Annotated in this window: 13 protein-coding genes; 7 read left to right on the top strand and 6 right to left on the bottom strand. The window is 58.9% G+C overall.

The features are described from left to right. Positions 1-11: 11 nt before the first annotated feature. Positions 12-1,388 (top strand): TIGR03013 family XrtA/PEP-CTERM system glycosyltransferase, encoded by a 1,377-nt coding sequence (locus tag RBB75_RS03730; RefSeq protein ID WP_179639384.1) that lies wholly within the window; start codon positions 12-14, stop codon positions 1,386-1,388. A gap of 224 nt (positions 1,389-1,612) precedes the next feature. On the opposite strand, the gene RBB75_RS03725 is transcribed toward RBB75_RS03730, so the two are convergent. Next, positions 1,613-2,707 carry a sigma 54-interacting transcriptional regulator gene (locus RBB75_RS03725; protein WP_179639383.1) on the bottom strand — a complete coding sequence of 365 codons (1,095 nt, stop codon included), beginning with the start codon at positions 2,705-2,707 and terminating at the stop codon, positions 1,613-1,615. A gap of 507 nt (positions 2,708-3,214) precedes the next feature. On the opposite strand from RBB75_RS03725, the gene RBB75_RS03720 reads away from it, so the two are divergent. From RBB75_RS03720 to RBB75_RS03710, 3 genes are all read left to right on the top strand, one after another. Further along, positions 3,215-4,660: a sigma-54-dependent transcriptional regulator gene (locus RBB75_RS03720; RefSeq protein ID WP_179639382.1), complete on the top strand. Its 1,446-nt coding sequence runs from the start codon at positions 3,215-3,217 to the stop codon at positions 4,658-4,660. Continuing rightward, positions 4,555-5,166, top strand: coding sequence for a DUF6982 domain-containing protein (locus RBB75_RS21090; protein ID WP_179638961.1), 612 nt, complete (start codon positions 4,555-4,557; stop codon positions 5,164-5,166). The genes RBB75_RS03720 and RBB75_RS21090 overlap by 106 nt, the downstream gene beginning before the upstream one ends. Before the next feature lie 153 nt (positions 5,167-5,319). Beyond that, entirely contained in the window at positions 5,320-5,541 is a 222-nt protein-coding gene (locus tag RBB75_RS03710) for a cupin domain-containing protein (protein WP_353070353.1), read from the top strand. 129 nt (positions 5,542-5,670) lie between these two features. On the opposite strand, the gene RBB75_RS03705 is transcribed toward RBB75_RS03710, so the two are convergent. Then, entirely contained in the window at positions 5,671-6,612 is a 942-nt protein-coding gene (locus RBB75_RS03705) for a branched-chain amino acid transaminase (RefSeq protein WP_179639380.1), read from the bottom strand. A gap of 64 nt (positions 6,613-6,676) precedes the next feature. Between RBB75_RS03705 and RBB75_RS03700 the strand changes: the two genes are divergently transcribed. The 3 genes from RBB75_RS03700 (at position 6,677) to RBB75_RS03690 (ending at position 9,222) form a co-directional block, all read left to right on the top strand. Next, positions 6,677-7,357, top strand: coding sequence for a MarC family protein (locus tag RBB75_RS03700; RefSeq protein WP_179639379.1), 681 nt, complete (start codon positions 6,677-6,679; stop codon positions 7,355-7,357). A gap of 135 nt (positions 7,358-7,492) precedes the next feature. Next, complete coding sequence (gene egtB / locus RBB75_RS03695; RefSeq protein WP_353069574.1) at positions 7,493-8,893, top strand: ergothioneine biosynthesis protein EgtB; 1,401 nt, start codon at positions 7,493-7,495, stop codon at positions 8,891-8,893. Positions 8,894-9,030: 137 nt separating this feature from the next. Then, positions 9,031-9,222 carry a DUF5522 domain-containing protein gene (locus RBB75_RS03690; RefSeq protein ID WP_353069573.1) on the top strand — a complete coding sequence of 64 codons (192 nt, stop codon included), beginning with the start codon at positions 9,031-9,033 and terminating at the stop codon, positions 9,220-9,222. 5 nt (positions 9,223-9,227) lie between these two features. Here the strand turns inward: RBB75_RS03690 and RBB75_RS03685 are convergent, their stop codons facing one another. From RBB75_RS03685 to RBB75_RS03670, 4 genes are all read right to left on the bottom strand, one after another. Then, positions 9,228-10,121, bottom strand: a complete 894-nt coding sequence (locus tag RBB75_RS03685) for a tetratricopeptide repeat protein (protein WP_353069571.1) — start codon at positions 10,119-10,121, stop codon at positions 9,228-9,230. Between the two features lie 81 nt (positions 10,122-10,202). Next, on the bottom strand, positions 10,203-12,419 hold the full coding sequence (locus tag RBB75_RS03680) for a VWA domain-containing protein (protein ID WP_353069570.1): 2,217 nt from the start codon (positions 12,417-12,419) through the stop codon (positions 10,203-10,205). 17 nt (positions 12,420-12,436) lie between these two features. After that, entirely contained in the window at positions 12,437-15,979 is a 3,543-nt protein-coding gene (locus tag RBB75_RS03675) for a TonB-dependent receptor (protein WP_353069568.1), read from the bottom strand. Further along, positions 15,979-16,824 carry a hypothetical protein gene (locus RBB75_RS03670; protein ID WP_179639375.1) on the bottom strand — a complete coding sequence of 282 codons (846 nt, stop codon included), beginning with the start codon at positions 16,822-16,824 and terminating at the stop codon, positions 15,979-15,981. Before RBB75_RS03670 ends, RBB75_RS03675 begins: the two co-directional genes overlap by 1 nt. Positions 16,825-16,834 lie beyond the last annotated feature (10 nt).

Here is a 16,834-nt window from a genome sequence, read left to right as displayed (position 1 = left end):
CGAAAGACCCGATGATCCGGCTTTTCAACGTGTATTATCCCACGCGTACCATCGTTCTCCTGTTGTGCGAAGCGCTGATTGTGAGTGGTTGCTTCCTGCTGGCGACGGTGCTGCTGCTGGGGCCGGATACCTATCTCGTTCTGAACTATGAGAACGGCGGCCTGAAGATTCTTGGCCTGACCATCCTGACGCTGCTCTCCTCTTACTACTTCGATCTGTACGAGCCGCAGCGCATCTCTGCAAGCTGGGAGATCTACTTTCGCCTGCTCCTGGTCCTTGGCTTCCTATCGTTTCTGCTCTCGGCGATCATCTATCTCTTTCCCGCAGCCGACATCGCCCACTATGTTCTGCTGCTTGGCCTGATCTTCCTCACCCTGGCACTGGTAGCATGGCGCAGCGCATACGAGTGGATCATCGGTCGGGAGATGTTCCGAGAGCGGGTTTATGTACTTGGTGCAGGCGAACGTGCCCAGACTATCGTCAACCTGCTCGAAGCTCGCAAAGACGCGGGCATGGAGGTCCTGGGCTGGGATGGCGTCGTCACCGACCGCGACCAGCGCAAAGAGGCTATCCACATTGCCCTGGAGAGATTCTCCGTACCCAGACCGCCCGTCGATCGTGTCATCGTTGCCATTGAAGATCGTCGCGGCGAGTTTCCCGTCCGAGAGTTGCTGAAGCTTCGGTTCAACGGAGTTGTCATCGAAGATGCTGGATCCCTGCTGGAGCGGCTTACCGGCAAGCTGCATCTCGATGGTCTTCATCCGAGCAGCTTCATCTACAGCGAAGGCTTTCGCGTGAAGCCATCCCAGCAGATTGCCCGGCGGATAGTCTCGACGCTGACAGCCGCGGTCGGTCTGCTTCTCTTCCTACCATTCTTCCCCATCGTCGTGTTGATGGTGCGGCTGTCCTCCCCCGGCCCGATCTTCTTCCGGCAGACACGGGTAGGTCTCGGCGGAAAGAACTTCACTGTCTACAAATTTCGTACGATGCGAACCGATGCAGAGGTCGCCGGAGCAAAGTGGGCGACCAAGAACGATCCGCGCGTGACCCGCGTTGGCATGTTTATGCGTAAGACCCGGCTCGATGAGGTCCCTCAGCTCTGGAATGTACTTCGCGGCGATATGGGCTTTGTCGGTCCACGCCCAGAGCGGCCAGAGTTCGTGCCGTGGCTCACCGAACAGATTCCGTATTTCAACCTTCGCCACATGATCCGCCCTGGTTTAACGGGTTGGGCGCAGGTGCGTTATGGCTATGGGGCGACGCTGGCAGAGAGCCGCGAAAAGCTGGAGTTCGATCTTTATTACATCAAGCACATGACGCTGGGGCTCGATCTGTTGATCATGTTCGAGACGATCAAGACGATCATCCGGCGACAGGGCGCGCAGTAGCTCCTGTCACAGACAACAAGCCTTACTCTTTCCGACCAACCCGAGGACCGGCGCACATCTATCCTCACGAAAAAAAGTATACAAGTCACGAAGTGACCGCGCGAATCGTGGTCCCCGGAACAGGCTTCGTTCTTGGTACAAAGCGCAGTAAACCGTTCGGCAGTAAATCTTTTACTAAACTCAACCGAATGCGAATCAGAAGCAGTTCACCTGAGGAGGCAGCATCAATAGATGCGCGTCCGCGAGGAGAGTGCAGGCTTCAGTGTCCGCTCTTCTTTCTTCACCAAGTGGGGGATCCGCAGAGGCCGCGGCGGAACCTCAGGCATGCCCACCTCGCTCAGCTTGTACAACAGAGACCGATAGCTGATCTGAAGCCACTTCGCCGTCTTCTGGCGATTCCAGCTATTCTCCTGCAGAACTTTCAAAATGATCTGCCGCTCGAGGTCCTGAGTCGCCTTCTTGGTAATGTTCTTCAGGGAGATTGGTTCGCTGAGGTCGATATCGGTAGTGATGCCTCCGCGCGGAGTCTCGGGCATAAGTTCCGCGACCAACGCCTCCTCGCTGCCGATCAGCACATAGCTGCGGATGAGGTTCTCCAGCTGGCGGATATTTCCCGGCCAGTGATAGTTCTGCATCAGGCGGACCGCGCTCTTAGAGAGTAATTCCGGTGCATTGTGGAAGATCTTTGCATAGTGGTCGATAAAGTAATCGATCAGGATAGGCAGGTCGGCGATCCGTTGGCGCAACGGAGGCAAGTTAATCGTGACCGCATTGATACGGAAGAGGAAGTCCAGGCGGAAGCTTCCATCCTCGACCTGGCTGCGAAGGTCCGTGTTGGAAGCTGAGACCAGCCGGGTTACAATGCTTCTCGGTTCGTGGCCACCCACGCGGACAAAGGTTCCGTCCTGCAGAACTTGGAGGAGCTTCGATTGAACTCCCAAATCAAGGCTTCCGACCTCATCCAGAAATAGCGTGCCATTGTGAGATTGTTCGACGCGCCCCAGCTTTGTGGACATAGCGCCTGTAAAAGCGCCCTTTTCGTAACCGAAAAGCTCGGTTTCGAGCAGCGAGTGAGGGATCGCCGGACAGCTTACTTTGACCAGAGAGCCTTTGGCCCGCAGAGAGAAGGCATGCAGCAGACGCACGCAAATCTCCTTGCCGGTTCCGCTCTCCCCCTGGATCAGCACGGGGACATCGGTTTCGGCGACTCGCTCCAACTTATTTCGAACCGCCTGCATAACAGCTGTCTTGCCAAAAAAGATCTCAAGAGGTGGCAAGTTAAGAGAGGCGGCGGATTCGGCGTGATGATCCAAGGTCATTTTTTCCTATCGGCGTTGTGCAGAAACCGCAAGTTTGCAATATCCTTCACACTGCACGTCAAGCGCCATTTCCAGGACACCGGGGAGAAACAATGAGGATTTCCCGGGCTCAACCGAAAAGCGAAATATACGGGCAAACCCCAAAATTGGATTGAAGTGGCGCTTTTCCATTGAATTTTGAGGTCACCGGGCGGCCCTTCACCAAAGTAACCCGCAAAAAAAAGTTCACATTTTTTTCGTTTTACTGATGCCAGTACCATGTAAGCTATGCCTACTCGATAGGAGAGTGGTAAACCTTTATCTCTTTTGTCGGCAAAGTTCGTAACATTTTTGTGCAAATGTTGTGTTAGTAGAGCTAGAATCTGCTGGCGCGGGTGGTTCGGATGACCCCATCCGCTTTTTGGCAACTGTCTGGATTGAGTACAGTCTGACCCTGGGGGGCCAACCGGGTTCAGGATCACCGCAGGTTTGGGAGACAGTCCACACCTGCAACTTGAGGTACTTTGTATGTCAGCTGCGCTTTCTTATCCCGTCCCTGCCTTGAAGCCCAATACGCGAACGCGTGCCCAGATTCTAATTCTGGAGCCGGATCTCGCCGTTCTGGATTATCTACGGTCCACCCTCGGCACCCGGTACTCGCTCAGTCTCTTCTCTGACGAGCAGACCCTGCTCGAGCGCCTGGACAAGGCCGAGCAGCCGGATCTGCTTTTGCTCGCCCTGCACACCAATCGCGACCCGCTGCCTCTGCTCACCCATATTCGTTGCACCAAGCCGAATCTCGCGGTAGTTGTCCTGTCGTGCTCCGCCGAACTCCGCGATCTGGAGATGGTCATTCGCCTGGGCGTCCGTGCCATTGTCATGAAGCCGTTTACCGGCAGCGATGTCGAGCAGGCCATTGAGGAACACCTGGCCTCTGCCGAAAAGAAGATTCCCGTCGCCGACGCCCTGAAGGAGATCCCGCTCAACGAGAGCCACTCCTTCGTGCGGTCCAGCAAGAGGATGCGCGAACTTGAGGCTCAGGCCGCCCTGGTAGCCCGCGCGGACATTCCACTCCTGATTCTGGGAGAGAGCGGGACCGGTAAGGAGATCCTCGCCCTCTACACCCACAAGATGTCGGCCCGCAGCCAGAACATCTTTCTCAAGGTCAACTGTGCGGCAGTCCCGGCCGACTTGCTGGAGAGCGAACTCTTCGGCTACGAGCAGGGAGCTTTTACCGGCGCGGTGAAGACTAAGCCCGGCAAGTTCGAGGTCTGCACCGGCGGAACGATCTTTCTCGACGAGATTGGCGAGATGCCCGCTATCCTCCAGGCCAAGCTGTTGCAGGTCCTGCAGGACGGAACCTTCTCCCGTCTGGGCAGCCGCTCGCCGATGAAGGTAGACGTCCGCGTGATTGCAGCCACCAACATTAATATGAAGGAGGCAATGGCCAACAAGACCTTCCGCGAAGATCTTTACTATCGTCTCAATGGATTTACCCTCAGCATTCCGCCGTTGCGAGAGCGCCGCGAGGAGATTCCCGTACTGTCGGAGTACTTCATGCGCAAGGGGGCCAAGCGGTACGGCCGCGATCCGCTCCCCTTCTCGCAGAACCTGCTGAACGCCCTGTCCGAGCACTCCTGGCCGGGCAACCTGCGCGAGTTGGAAAATGTAGTCAACCGTTACCTGGTGCTTGGCGAAGAGAGATCCATCGTCGACGAGCTCTCCCCCTCTACCGTCTATCAGGGGGGAGCAGCTACAGTAGCAGCAGCCCAGGAGGCGCCAAACGGCGCCGGGCTCAAGGCGATGGTCCGCAACCTTAAGGGGGATGCGGAGTCGACGGCAATTGCACAGGTACTGGAGGGAACTGGATGGAACAGGAAGGCCGCGGCAAACGATCTGCAAATCAGCTACAAGGCGCTCCTGTACAAGATCAAGCAGTACGACCTGTCGCCGCGGAACAACCACGCATCGTAAGGTCCTCAACCAGATCCCAGGTCGCCGAAAAAGAGCCATCCGACGCGTATCGTGTCGTCGTCCGCTACGAGAACCATGCAGTTCGCGGTCTCGCGGAACCCCAGGAGCTTGGTTCGATCGAACAGCTTCTACGCAACGATCCCGTCTATCCCCTGGACTCGATCCGGTTGAAGCTACTTGACTCGGACGTAGTAGAAGATGTCCCCACCAAGGATGCGAAGGCCGTTTTTTTCGTCAAAACCTTCGACGGCGATCTGCGCCACAGGGCTCTCCACTTTCACGAGCATGCGCCTGTCGTACCTGGCCTGTGGGTGCGCGTCTACTTCTACGACGGCGAGATGATCGAGGGCATCATCAGCAACACTCGGGACTTCGTGCTCGAGTCTGGTTTCTTCCTGCGACCGACCGATCCAAATGGAAATAACGCGCTCGTCTACGTTCTTAAGGGCGGCCTCAAGGACTTCCATGTCCTCGGAATGCGAAACGTTCCAAAAAGCCCTAACTAACTCGCAACCAGAGCGCAACGATCCTCTCGATGACTCAGATTGTCAGCCCGCAGACCGCCGAACACTACCAATGGGGAGAAGGCTGCGACGGCTGGCATCTCGTCAGAACAACCGATCTCAGCATCATTGAAGAACTCATGCCACCTGGCACAAGTGGAGGTTCGACACCGTCACATCCGATCCCGCCAGTTCTTCTACGTTCTTGAAGGAGAACTGACCGTTGAAGTGGAGCAGAGCAACTTCGTCCTGCAAGCTGGCACAGGTGTCGAGGTCTCTCCCGGCCAGCAGCATCAGGTCTTCAATTGCGGTTCGACCCCCACCCGCATCCTCGTCACAAGCCAGCCACCGAGCCACGGCGACAGGATCACGCAGTAGCCGGAGCCTGCACACCGTCATGGTATGTTTCGGTTATCCAAGGCCAAAACAAACGCGAGGGGACCGCACACACAAGAAAGAGGCAGCCGCTATGGCTGCCTCTTCTCTATTCGTGACATTTTCAGTTGCTTATACGCCGACCGGTTCGCCGGCCTTCACATTTACCGGCGTCAGCCAATTATGGCGGTCGGGCAGTGTGCCGTGGACGATGCCGAAGAACTCATCGTGCAGCGCCTTGGTGATCGGACCCATCGTGCCGTCGCCCACCATAATCCGATCAACCGAACGGAGATGGGTCACCTCGGCAGCAGTACCAGTAAAGAACGCCTCATCGCAGATGTAGAGCATCTCTCGGGGAAGTGCCTGCTCGACCACTTCGATACCGAGCTGCTTGGCCAGGGTGAGAACGGAGCTACGGGTGATGCCGTTCAGCACCGAGTTCGCCAAGGGGGTGGTGTAGAGCACGCTACCACGCACCAGGAACAGGTTCTCACCCGATCCTTCGGAGAGGTAGCCATTCGTATCGAGGCCAATGCCCTCGGAGTAGCCGTTGATCTCGGCCTCCATGCGAATCAGCTGCGAGTTCATGTAGTTCGCACCGGCCTTGGCGAGCGTCGGCATCGTATTCGGAGCAAGCCGGCTCCAGCTCGACACGCAGACATCGGCTCCGGAGGTGCCCGGAACGTACTTGCCCCATGGGTAGTTCGCAATGTAAACCTCGACGGGCGACTTCAGCGGATTGACGCCAAGCTCGCCATACCCGCGGAAGGCGATCGGGCGTATGTAGCATGGAGCGACACCATTGGCTTCCACCACATCGATCACTGCGGTCGAGAGCTGTTCCACCGTGTAGGGAAGCGGCATTCGGTAGATCTTGGCCGAATCGACCAGTCGAGCCATATGCTCCGGCAGGCGGAAGATGCTGTTGGCGTTCGGCTGGGCGTAGCAGCGGATGCCCTCAAAGACTGACGAGCCGTAGTGGACGACGTGGGACATAACGTGAATTTGGGCTTTGTCCCAGGGAATCAGGCTCCCGTTGTGCCAGATATTCGTGGTGGTCTGTATGGGCATTCGTACGCTCCTAGGCGCTGAAGCACCATTATAACGGCTGCCCGGCATGGGAGAATAGATAGTGATGTTCAATCCCCATGCCGTCAGCCTCGCGGGGCTGGAGCACTCGGCGTACGTGCAGTTTTCTGTTCTCGCGCTCAGCTCCATCTTCTTTCTCGTCGACCCGTTTGCCGCTCTGCCCACCTTTCTCGCGGTGACAGAGGGTGCGGATGCGGCGCGTCGACGAAAGATGGCCTGGAAGGCGTCGGTCACCGCACTGGTCGTGCTCAGCGCGTTCGCCGTGGCGGGGCAGTACATCTTTAGGATGTTCGGCATCACGCTTCCGGCCTTCGAGATCGCCGGCGGCATTATCCTCCTGCTCATCGGCCTGGACATGCTCGAAGCCAAGCGCTCGCCCACGCAGGAGTCGACCGAAGAGACTACCGAAGCCGCGCAGAAAGAAGACGCGGGTATAGTCCCGCTTGGCATTCCAATGCTCGCGGGTCCAGGCTCCATTACCAGCGTGATGGTACTGGTCGGCCAGGCACAGTCGAGCTGGCAGAAGATCGCCATTATCTTGCTTGCAATCTTCATCACAGCGGCGATCTGCTATCTGGTCCTCGGAAACTCCGACCGGGTGGCCCGCGCTCTGGGAGATACTGGCGTCAGGATTCTGGTCCGCATCATGGGTCTGTTGCTGGTGGCTCTCGCGGTGCAGTACTTTGTGAATGGCATGATCGATCTTGGTGTGATCAACAAGCCGTAAAGCAGCATTTGAAGCTGCGAAGGAAGCCCCTTTCAGCGCACACGGATCACCGGCCCAACGTAACTTTTCGGCAACTTCGCAGTCCTACAGGGCATCACATAACCATCCTCGATCTCTTCGTGAAGCGAGAAGAATATGTCTCAGACAGCTGAAACCACCGCCACTGCAGCATCGCTTCTCGCGCGATACCAAGCCGTTCGTCTGGCGAGCAAGCATCTTTGTAGTCCCTTATCTCCAGAAGACATGATGGTCCAGTCCTCTTCTGAAGCCAGTCCGGTCAAATGGCATCTCGCCCACACCAGCTGGTTCTTCGAGACGTTTATCCTCCGCGAGTTCGCCGCTGGCTACCAGCCCTTTCATCCCGACTTTCACTGGCTCTTCAACAGCTACTACAACTCCCTTGGTGAGATGCCCGAGAAGAAACTTCGCGCCTCCTTCTCCCGCCCACCCCTCGATTCCATCCTCGCCTACCGCACCCACGTAGACGCAGCCATGGCTGCCCTAATGCAGCATCCCCTTGAAGACGAAGCTGCGCTCCGCATCGCTCTCGGCCTCGAGCATGAGCAGCAGCACCAGGAGCTCATCGCCACCGACATCAAGCACGCTCTCTTCACCAACCCGCTCCATCCTCCCTACCTCGAGTCACCCGCGAAGCAGAAGCTCGACGTCATCGCCCCGCCTCTGGACTGGATCGACTTCGCTGGAGGCATCACCGAAATCGGCTTCAAACTCGATCCCACTGACCCAATCCAGTCCGTTTCCGCATTCGCCTTTGACAACGAGACCCCCCGCCACCCCGTCTATCTCGCGCCCTATCGCCTCGCCACGCGTCTTGTCACCTGCGCCGAATACCTCGCCTTCATCGACCAGAACGGTTACAACCGCCCCGAGCTTTGGCTCTCCGAGGGTTGGACCACTAACCGTGCAGAAAACTGGCAGGCCCCCCTCTACTGGCGCCGCGACGAAGAGACCAACTCCGGCTGGTCCATCTACACCATGCACGGCTTCCGCTCGCTCGACGACCTCAGCGAGACCCCTGTCTGCCATCTAAGCTTCTTCGAAGCCGACGCCTTCGCCCGGTGGGTGGGCCACCGTCTCCCCACCGAGTTCGAGTGGGAGCACGCCGCCAGCCAACTCGGCCTTCTCCGCAAAGAGCTCGACTCGCAACCCGCGCTCCTCACCTACCAGCCTGACCCCGCGCAGAGCATGTCCGCCATTCCAGCCGTTCAGGCCAATCTCCTGGAGACCGGAAACCTCCATCCAACCCCTGCATCTGCCCTCCCCGGCCTGCAGCAGATCTTCGGCGATGTCTGGGAGTGGACCGCCAGCGGCTACACGGGCTATCCCGGCTACAAGCCCCTTCCCGGCGCGCTTGGCGAGTACAACGGCAAGTTCATGTCCTCCCAGGTCATTCTCCGAGGAGGATCCTGTGTCACGCCAGCCACACACATCCGCGCCACGTACCGAAACTTCTTCTCACCCGCAACGCGCTGGCAGTTCTCCGGACTCCGCCTCGCTCAGGACGCCACCAAATAACACCGACGACTTCAAGTCAGTCGATTCGAACCTGCCACTCGCCCATACCAGACTCTCCTTAAAAAAAAGAACTCCTGCGGCGGCCCGACCCGCAGGTCTTCAAACGGGTCTAGGATATCGATCTAGGACATAGGACCATGTCAGCCATGCAGGACTCCATCAAACCCGCCGTCATTCCACCGCCTGTTCCACCTGCGGACGACGCGCCTCAGGAGCTCCTGCCTGAAGACTTCTACTACGAGGGTCCATACCTCGTGTTTACCGCTGCCTACCATCTCAAGCGCGGCTACTGTTGTAACTCAGATTGTCGTCACTGCCCCTATAAGTAATGCAATTAGTTGGGAATCTGCGGCAACAGTGGCGGTACACCGCCGCTTCGCGCATCCGCGACCGACGTCTTCGCGTTTCGCAGAGCATTCGCATTCTTCACCAGGCTTATCACGCGCGGATCTTTGCGATACTTCGCCAACACTTCGTCGGAACCCATCGATCCCAACACGTCGTATCCACCTTCACTGGCGAGCGTAAGGTAGCGAAGCATATCCTCTTCATCGCCGCGATGTGCATAGAGCCGCGCTATCTCGAAGCAATAATGCGCATGATCCGCCGGCGAGAGCATATGAGCTTCAATCCCGCTCGCTCCATGATGCTGCATCATGTCCGGATCCAGCGTCAGCGCGATATCGAACTGCTGCCGCGCCTTCTCGAAGCTCTTCTCTTCGAAGTATGCGGTTCCCAGGTTGGAGTGATAGATCGCCGATTTCCTATCCAGCTTGATGGCCTTGCTGTAGTCGGAGATTGCCGTCCCATAGCGCCCATCTATATATTCGGCCGCGCCAAGATTGTTCCATCCCTGTGAGTTCTTCTTCTGTAGATGAACCACCCGCAGAAAATAAGTGCGCGCAACTGCTATATGTCGCAGGTCAAGCTCAGTTACGCCCATTCGGATGAGCAGCTCCTGCTCAGGCCCACCGCGCTGCAGCGCATATCCGTAATAGACCAGCGCATCTTCCGGAAAACGTCGCGCCCGTAGAACGTCCGCAGCGATCTCCAGCTTCTGCGGGCTCGCAGTCGCCGGATCGGGAAGATGAGGTTCGATGGCGAACCAGTCGGCGCTTTGGTGGCGTAGATCGCGCTGGGCATCAGGGGTGGCCGCAGGAGAAAGCTTCTGCGACGTCAGGGGAGGATTGGAAAGCGCTAAACCAAGAACTGGGAGAAGAAGAGTCAAGCGAAGTTGCGGTCTCATAAGAGGACCTCACGAATTCGCCATCATCATCGGCCTCAGGATTTAACACTGTCAATAGCCACTTCACTGCGGTTTGATAGGACCACCAGGGGAGACCGGCGCGGATGCAGAGGTTGCGGGAGCCACCACTGGCGCCGTCCCCGGCTCCACTCGCATCGCCATCCGGGGAAAGCTGAAGCTTCCGCCAGCATCATCGATCACGTTTACTTGGCAGATATAGGTCCCAGGTTTCAACGGAGTCAGCGGCACATCGAACTGGAACGCCACGGCGCCCCGCTCGGGGACATTCACCGTTTTGGCCTCAACCAGCGGCGTTTCATACACTTTCACGCCGCCAATCAGAAACTCAATGCTGGTCAACACCCGTACCGGGCCGCCCTCGCGCCGCGTCAACCCGGGAGAACTCGAGGGCTCCGCAGCACCCTTCTCCTTCGCCGGATCGTACACCTCGTACAGAAAGTAGAGGTGCTGGTCCTGCCGAAACACGTGGGGCACATTCGGAATCCACTCCACTCCGTCCCGCACCAGGGGACTCGAGACCTTCTTGGCCGTGTTCGGCACCCGCTGGCTCGACAGCACAATCGAACTCAGCTTCAGTGGAGTCTTCTTCAGATCGGGCACCTGCAGGTCGGTCTCAAAGCTGCCCATCGCGCCCGTCTGGTTCTCCCGCACCACAAACTTCAGGTGGTATCTTCCGGGAGCCAGCGTGAATCCAGTCGAATACTGAATCTTCTTCTGCTGGACCTGTTGCGCCGCATCGAGCGCGAGCTTCACCGTGTCGCGAACGTTCCCCACAACAATGCCCTCGGCGTTCTTCACCTGCCCGATCACATCGATATTGGCTTTATCCCGGTCGCCGTTCTTCACACTATGGATCTGCGACCCCGGAATGATCAGCGATACCGGAACAAAAAACTTGTTCTCCGCCATCCTGAAGTACAAGGCCTGCAGATACACCGCAACATCGGTCGCCGGAAGATCGCTCCGCAACTCCTCCATCAAAGCCTGCTCCCGGTCCTGGGACTTCTGGTGCTGAAAGTCGGCAGGGGCGTAGTAGCCCGGGCGGTAGTCGAGCTTTACATCGCTGCGATTCAACTTCACCGTCAGGTGCCGGAAGCTTCCATCCCGCGCCGTATTGGTCGAGCGGAACCCAACGATGTAGTAAGCCTCCGTATCATGCTGCACCTGCTGAAACGCCGGCGCAAAGTCGTTCGAATCGAAGAACGCCTTCCCGCCCGTGTCGGAGGAGAGCGTCGCCAGCGTCTCCTGCGAGCCGAAGTTCGCATCCAACTGGCTCTGCATCGCGCCGCCGCTGTAAGCCGCCGTCCCACGCAGGCTACCCGTCGAGGCATTTCCCACCGGCGGCAGAGCCTCCAACCCACGCGAGTCCACACTGTAGATGGCCATGTTGGCCTTCACGGCCTCATTCGTAGCCGCCCGCATACTCGCCTGGTTTTCTATCCCCTGTCGCGTCAGCCCGCCGCTGAAGTACAACAAGCTCTTCCGCTGATCGACCCTCTCGAGACTCTTCGCAATCGTCCGGATCGCATAGAGCTCCCGATCCGTATTCAGCGCGTTGTACTCGCTGTCATCAGAGGTAAAACTCGAAGCATCATCCGCCGTCCCGCCTGAGTTGCCCCCTTCATTGCCGTTCGCGAAACCCGTCCCCTCGGTTCCGTTGTACTTGCCCAACCCCTTGAGCAGCGCCGCCTTATCCGAGGTAAAGTCCTGATCCATGCTCAGGCCGGTAGCCATGCTCACCAGCGCCACCAGGTCCGCCTGCTGCATCTTCTTGTTCACGAAGTCCTGTGCCGACTCCACCGCCCGGTCGATATCCTCCGGCTGCATACTGCTCAAATCGAAGAACATCACGATCAGCCGATGATCCCGCAGCGTAGCTGGATTCGACGCAAACTCCCCATTGACCAAGTCCGCGATCGAAGCTTTTCCAATCACGGTCGACTTCTCCCGCAGCACCGCGGCTTCATCCACATTTTGATAGTCGAAGCTGGCAATCTTCTGCGGCTTCCCATTCTCCAGAATCGTAAAGTCGCTCTCCTTCAGTCCCTTCACAACCTCGCCCGTCTTCTTGTCCCGCACTATCACGTTGGTCAGCACAATATCGCTCTGCACCTTCAGCGTAAATCCACCCGACTGGTCCGGCTGCTGCGCCCACCCACCCGCCACAGGCATCCCGGCAACCACGCCGACCAGCATCGCAGCTACAATTCCACGCCAGGTCACCGCTTGTCGCAAGTTAGCCGCTAGTCGCAAACTCATAGCCTCGCCCCTCAATATCAAAACCGGTACCGCGCCAGCACCGTCAACCGCCGCATCGTCGCCGCCGAGGTCACCTGCCCAAACGTCTGCGAGTTCAGTGTCGTATCGATCCCCGAGTACTGCACCGTGTTGAAGACATTCGTCGATGTCACTCTCGCCTCAAACGACCGCGTCTCGCCCAGTGCCACCGTTCGCGACAGCGAAGCATCCGCAACCGCAATCCCCGGCCCCTCAATCGACCCGCGCGACGCCGTCCCATACCCGTTCGCCGGAGCCGCGAACGCCGCCGCATTGAACCAGTTCAAGATCGTCCCCTGCCCAGGAATCGGCTGCGAAAAAACCCTGTCCGGCCGCAGCGTATTGTTGGTCCCCGTAGCTGTCTCCGCTACCGTCGAAACATAGTGCGGCGTGAAGTAAGTCCCCGAAGCAAACGTAAAGTCCCCCGACAGCGAGAACCCATCCAGCGCCCGCGACCAGAATCCCCCCTTCGTAAAGAAAGCCCGGTTCGGCCCAAACGGCAGCTCCAGCACCCAGTTTCCCGTCACCTGGTGCCGCACATCGAACGAGCTGTTCCCCTCTTCCGCATTCAAATCCTTATCGTTCTGCGCAGGAACCACTGTCGTCCCGCCAATCGACGAAGCGTTATCGATCGAGTGCCCATAGTGATACGTCGCCTGCAGCGAAACCCCCTTCTGCAGCCGCTTCCGCACATTCACGCTCAACTGCTGAAACCGCGAAAACCCCAGCGAATCCTCATAATTGAACGGCTGCGCCCCAGGATTCAGCACACCCGTCGCCGTCCGGTTCGGTGCCCGCACAATATCCAGCTCCCCACCCTTCGCTCCGTTGTATCCAACATTCGCCACAATCCCCAGCGGAAACGTCCGCTGAATATCCACGTTCCACACCTGCACATGCCCCAGTCGATAATCCAGATTAGCCGCGTAGTTGTTCTGCACCGGCGTCGTCGAGCAGCCGAACCCATTCGCCAGCGTCAGCGTCCCCGGAGTGCATCCCGTCTGCCCCACCACGTTCGTCTGCGTCAACGCAAACGGCACCTGCGCGGAAAGATTCCTCGCCACCGTCGCATACTGCCCCGTGTTGAAGTTGATCCCATACCCCCCACGCACCACCGTATCTTTGAAGATCTTCAGCTTCGGCCGATACGCAAACCCCAGCCGCGGCGAGTACATATTCCTATCCGGATTCACCAGCGACCGCACCGTCCCCGCCCCGCATGCCCCCGCAATCGCCACCGGACACACCGGCGTCACCACCGTAAAATCCGCATTGTGATCCAGATTCACCAGCCGATTATCCTTCTCCACATAAGGCGAAAAATACTCATACCTCAGTCCATAGTTCAAAGTCAGATTCGCCAACACCCGCCAATCATCCTGCGCATACCAGTCAAAGACATTCGCCCGCAGATAGGTCTTCTGCGTCGCCGCCTGGATCGCCGACTGCTGCGGCAGCCCCAGCAGAAGATCAGCCAACCCATATCCACTCGGCGCCACCACCGGGCAAGTCACCGTCGAGGACGACGTACACGCACTCACCGGATTCTGCGTCGCATATCCGGTAAACGTGAACGATCCCACCACATTCGTCCCACCCACCGTATCCGCATGCACTCGCCGAATATCAAATCCATACCGCATACTGTGTTTCTTGTATCTGTAACTCATAAAGTCCGAGAATGAGATCGTCTGATTCACCGCATCGTTCGGCAGAGCCTGCGTCAACCCGGTAAAGTTCGAGACGCTCACATTTGGCAGGCCGTTATAGATCCCCGCATCGCCGCCAATCACCGGCTTCGGAATCGTGATCCCCGTACCATCCAGCGGATCGCTCCCATTCGTAAAGTAGTTCCGCGCCGTAGCGTGCGACCGGTTCCAGTTGATCGAAGCGTTGTTGGTCAGCTTGCCATATCCGATCGTGTAACCGGCAGTCACGCCATATCCATTCGTCTCCGTCGCACCCCCCAGCGGCAGAAAGATATTCGGATTATCCGCAGCTGTGTGCGAGTAGCTCCCATTGAAGTTGATATTCTGCCGCAGCGTTGCAGGCCCGCTGCCTTGCTGCTCTCTGCGTCCACCGCCAAAGGTATTGTTCTGCCCAAAGTTCCGCACGTACCGGAGCGCCGCCGTCGTCGCGTTGTTTCCCGCAGTCGTAATTGTCTGGTAGTTGTACCCCTGCCGCCCCGTCGTTGCAATATTCGGTGCCGGATAAAAGTTCAGCAGCGCCGCCGCCTGTGGCGAGACGCTAAGCCCCGCGTTTGAAAATACGTTCGCCGGAATCGCCGCGCCGGTCGCCGGATTGTAGAGCTGCGTCGCAGACAATCCGTTCGTAGGCTGCAGCAGGGCAGAGAAGTCCCCACTCCGCTCAGCCAGCGTCGGCACCGTGCCGTAAAGGTTCGAGGGTGTAATATTCCGCTGCCCCGTCACGTTGAAGAAGACGAACTGCTTCGTACTCGCCTTCACCACTCCCGGAATAAACGGCGACCCCGCAAAGCTCACTCCAAATCTGTTCGTGCTGTAACCCGGCTTCACCACCGGCGCTCCCGTCAGCGAAAAGTTCGTTGCATCCAGCGCACCGTTGCCGCCCTGGTAGAACACCGCTCCATGCGGCTGCGTAGGATTGAACCCGCGAAACCCACCGCCGCCACCACCACGCCCGCCGCCGCCACCGCGACCTCCGAATCCCCCGCCGCCCGGCCCGCCAAATCCTCCCCCTCCCATCATCCCGCCCAGCATCCCTACCACCGAACTCGCAATATCGCCCACCGCTCCACCCTGCCGCTGCGCCTGCGCAATCGCATCCTGCACCCGCTCCCGAATATCGTCTTCGCTGTATCCCGCAAGCCCATTTGTCTGTCCCGCTGCACCACTCACGGTCACCGAATCGCTCGCCGCCGCCTCGCCGCCCCCCATCCCCGCAAGCGACGGAAGCTGCGCTCCAGCGCCTCCTCCTCCAACCGTTGCATCCGCCGAACCCGACGCATCACCAGTCACACTCAAGGCCTGCAATCCCCGCATCACTCCAGCACTTGTCGCCGCAGCCTGGCGCTGCTCCTGCTGCTGCACCCGCGAGGCCAGCTGCAATCCAAACTCCGCCACCTGCGCAGGTTTGCCGCCATTCTGCCCGGCAGCGTTGATCAAAACCTCCTTCGTCTCCGCTGCGAACGCGGCCAGCTCAGCCCTCACCACATAGCGGCCGTTGCGCGGAACCGTCATCGCAAACGCGCCATTCCCATCGGTCGTCGTCGCATACCTCTTCCCGGTCAGCGTATTGCTCGCAGTCACGGCAACTCCGGGCAAGGGAACTGCTCCAGCCTTTACGGTTCCGCTGATCGTTCCGCCACTCGATTCAACCGCGGCAGGCGGCGTAGCCGCAGGGGGCGTCGCCTCTTGCGCCGGCGTAGCCGCATTCGGTTGAACCGGCGGCACAGCCTGTCCCCACGCACTCCCAGCCAACACCAGACCCAACGCCACTGATCGAATCGATCCCCGCACCTTTGCCTCGCCTCGCGCCATCACCGTCAAACAGATCGCCTGCATCACTGAGGAACCGCAGCAGGCTTCGCCGGAGCCGCACCCGCAGCAGGAGCAGCAGCTCCGCTTCCACTCAACTCACGCCGTCGCCTCCGCGTCATCGCGGCCGCATCCGAGATCCCAAGTTCCGTAGGCACAAACAATCCATTCTTCAGCGCTCCACGTCCGGCGACCGCATCTCCAACCTTCACGTCCGCAAGCGTAATGCTCTCTCCCCCCGCGCCCCCCGCACTCTCGCCAGCCCCATTGGCCGATCCCGCTCCGCCGCTCACTCTTCCACCCACCGGACCCATCTCAGTCACCCCCGCACCGCTCGCAAGTATCCCCATCCCACGCCCGCCGCGCTTGAACGAGGTCTGCTCATCCACCCCAATCACCTGGGTCACACCATCCGGACGCAACACCGTCAGCTTCAGCGCTTCCATGTCGATCGCCGTCACCCTTCCGGTGATGTAGACCTTGCCCATCCCCTCCCGCGCCTTCTTCACCTGTTCCGCATCCATCACGCCGACAAACACCGCATGAACCGTCTTTGTCGCCGGGTCGAGCACACCCATCGCCCCCACCCCATCCCCCGCCTTGATATCCGCAATCTTCACCGGCTGCCGGTCCTTACTCACCCGCGTATTTGCAGAAAAGACCACCTGATACACCTCGCCCGCCTCGGTCTTCACCGTCAGATGGTCCGCAGTCGCGGCGGTCACAGTTCCCCGAACCATCTGCCCACCCGCAAACACAACCCCGCCCTCGCCTTCGTCATCCCCCTGCTGGGCGCGCACTTGGGATGGCATAACCGCGAGAGCCATCACCAGCGCCATCGTCCCAAACCGGCCCATCCACGGCTGTCTCATGCCGCCATCC

It is taken from the genome of Tunturibacter empetritectus, from assembly GCF_040358985.1.
Taxonomy (GTDB): Bacteria; Acidobacteriota; Terriglobia; order Terriglobales; family Acidobacteriaceae; genus Edaphobacter; species Edaphobacter empetritectus.
This window is presented reverse-complemented; position numbering and strand designations above follow the sequence as displayed.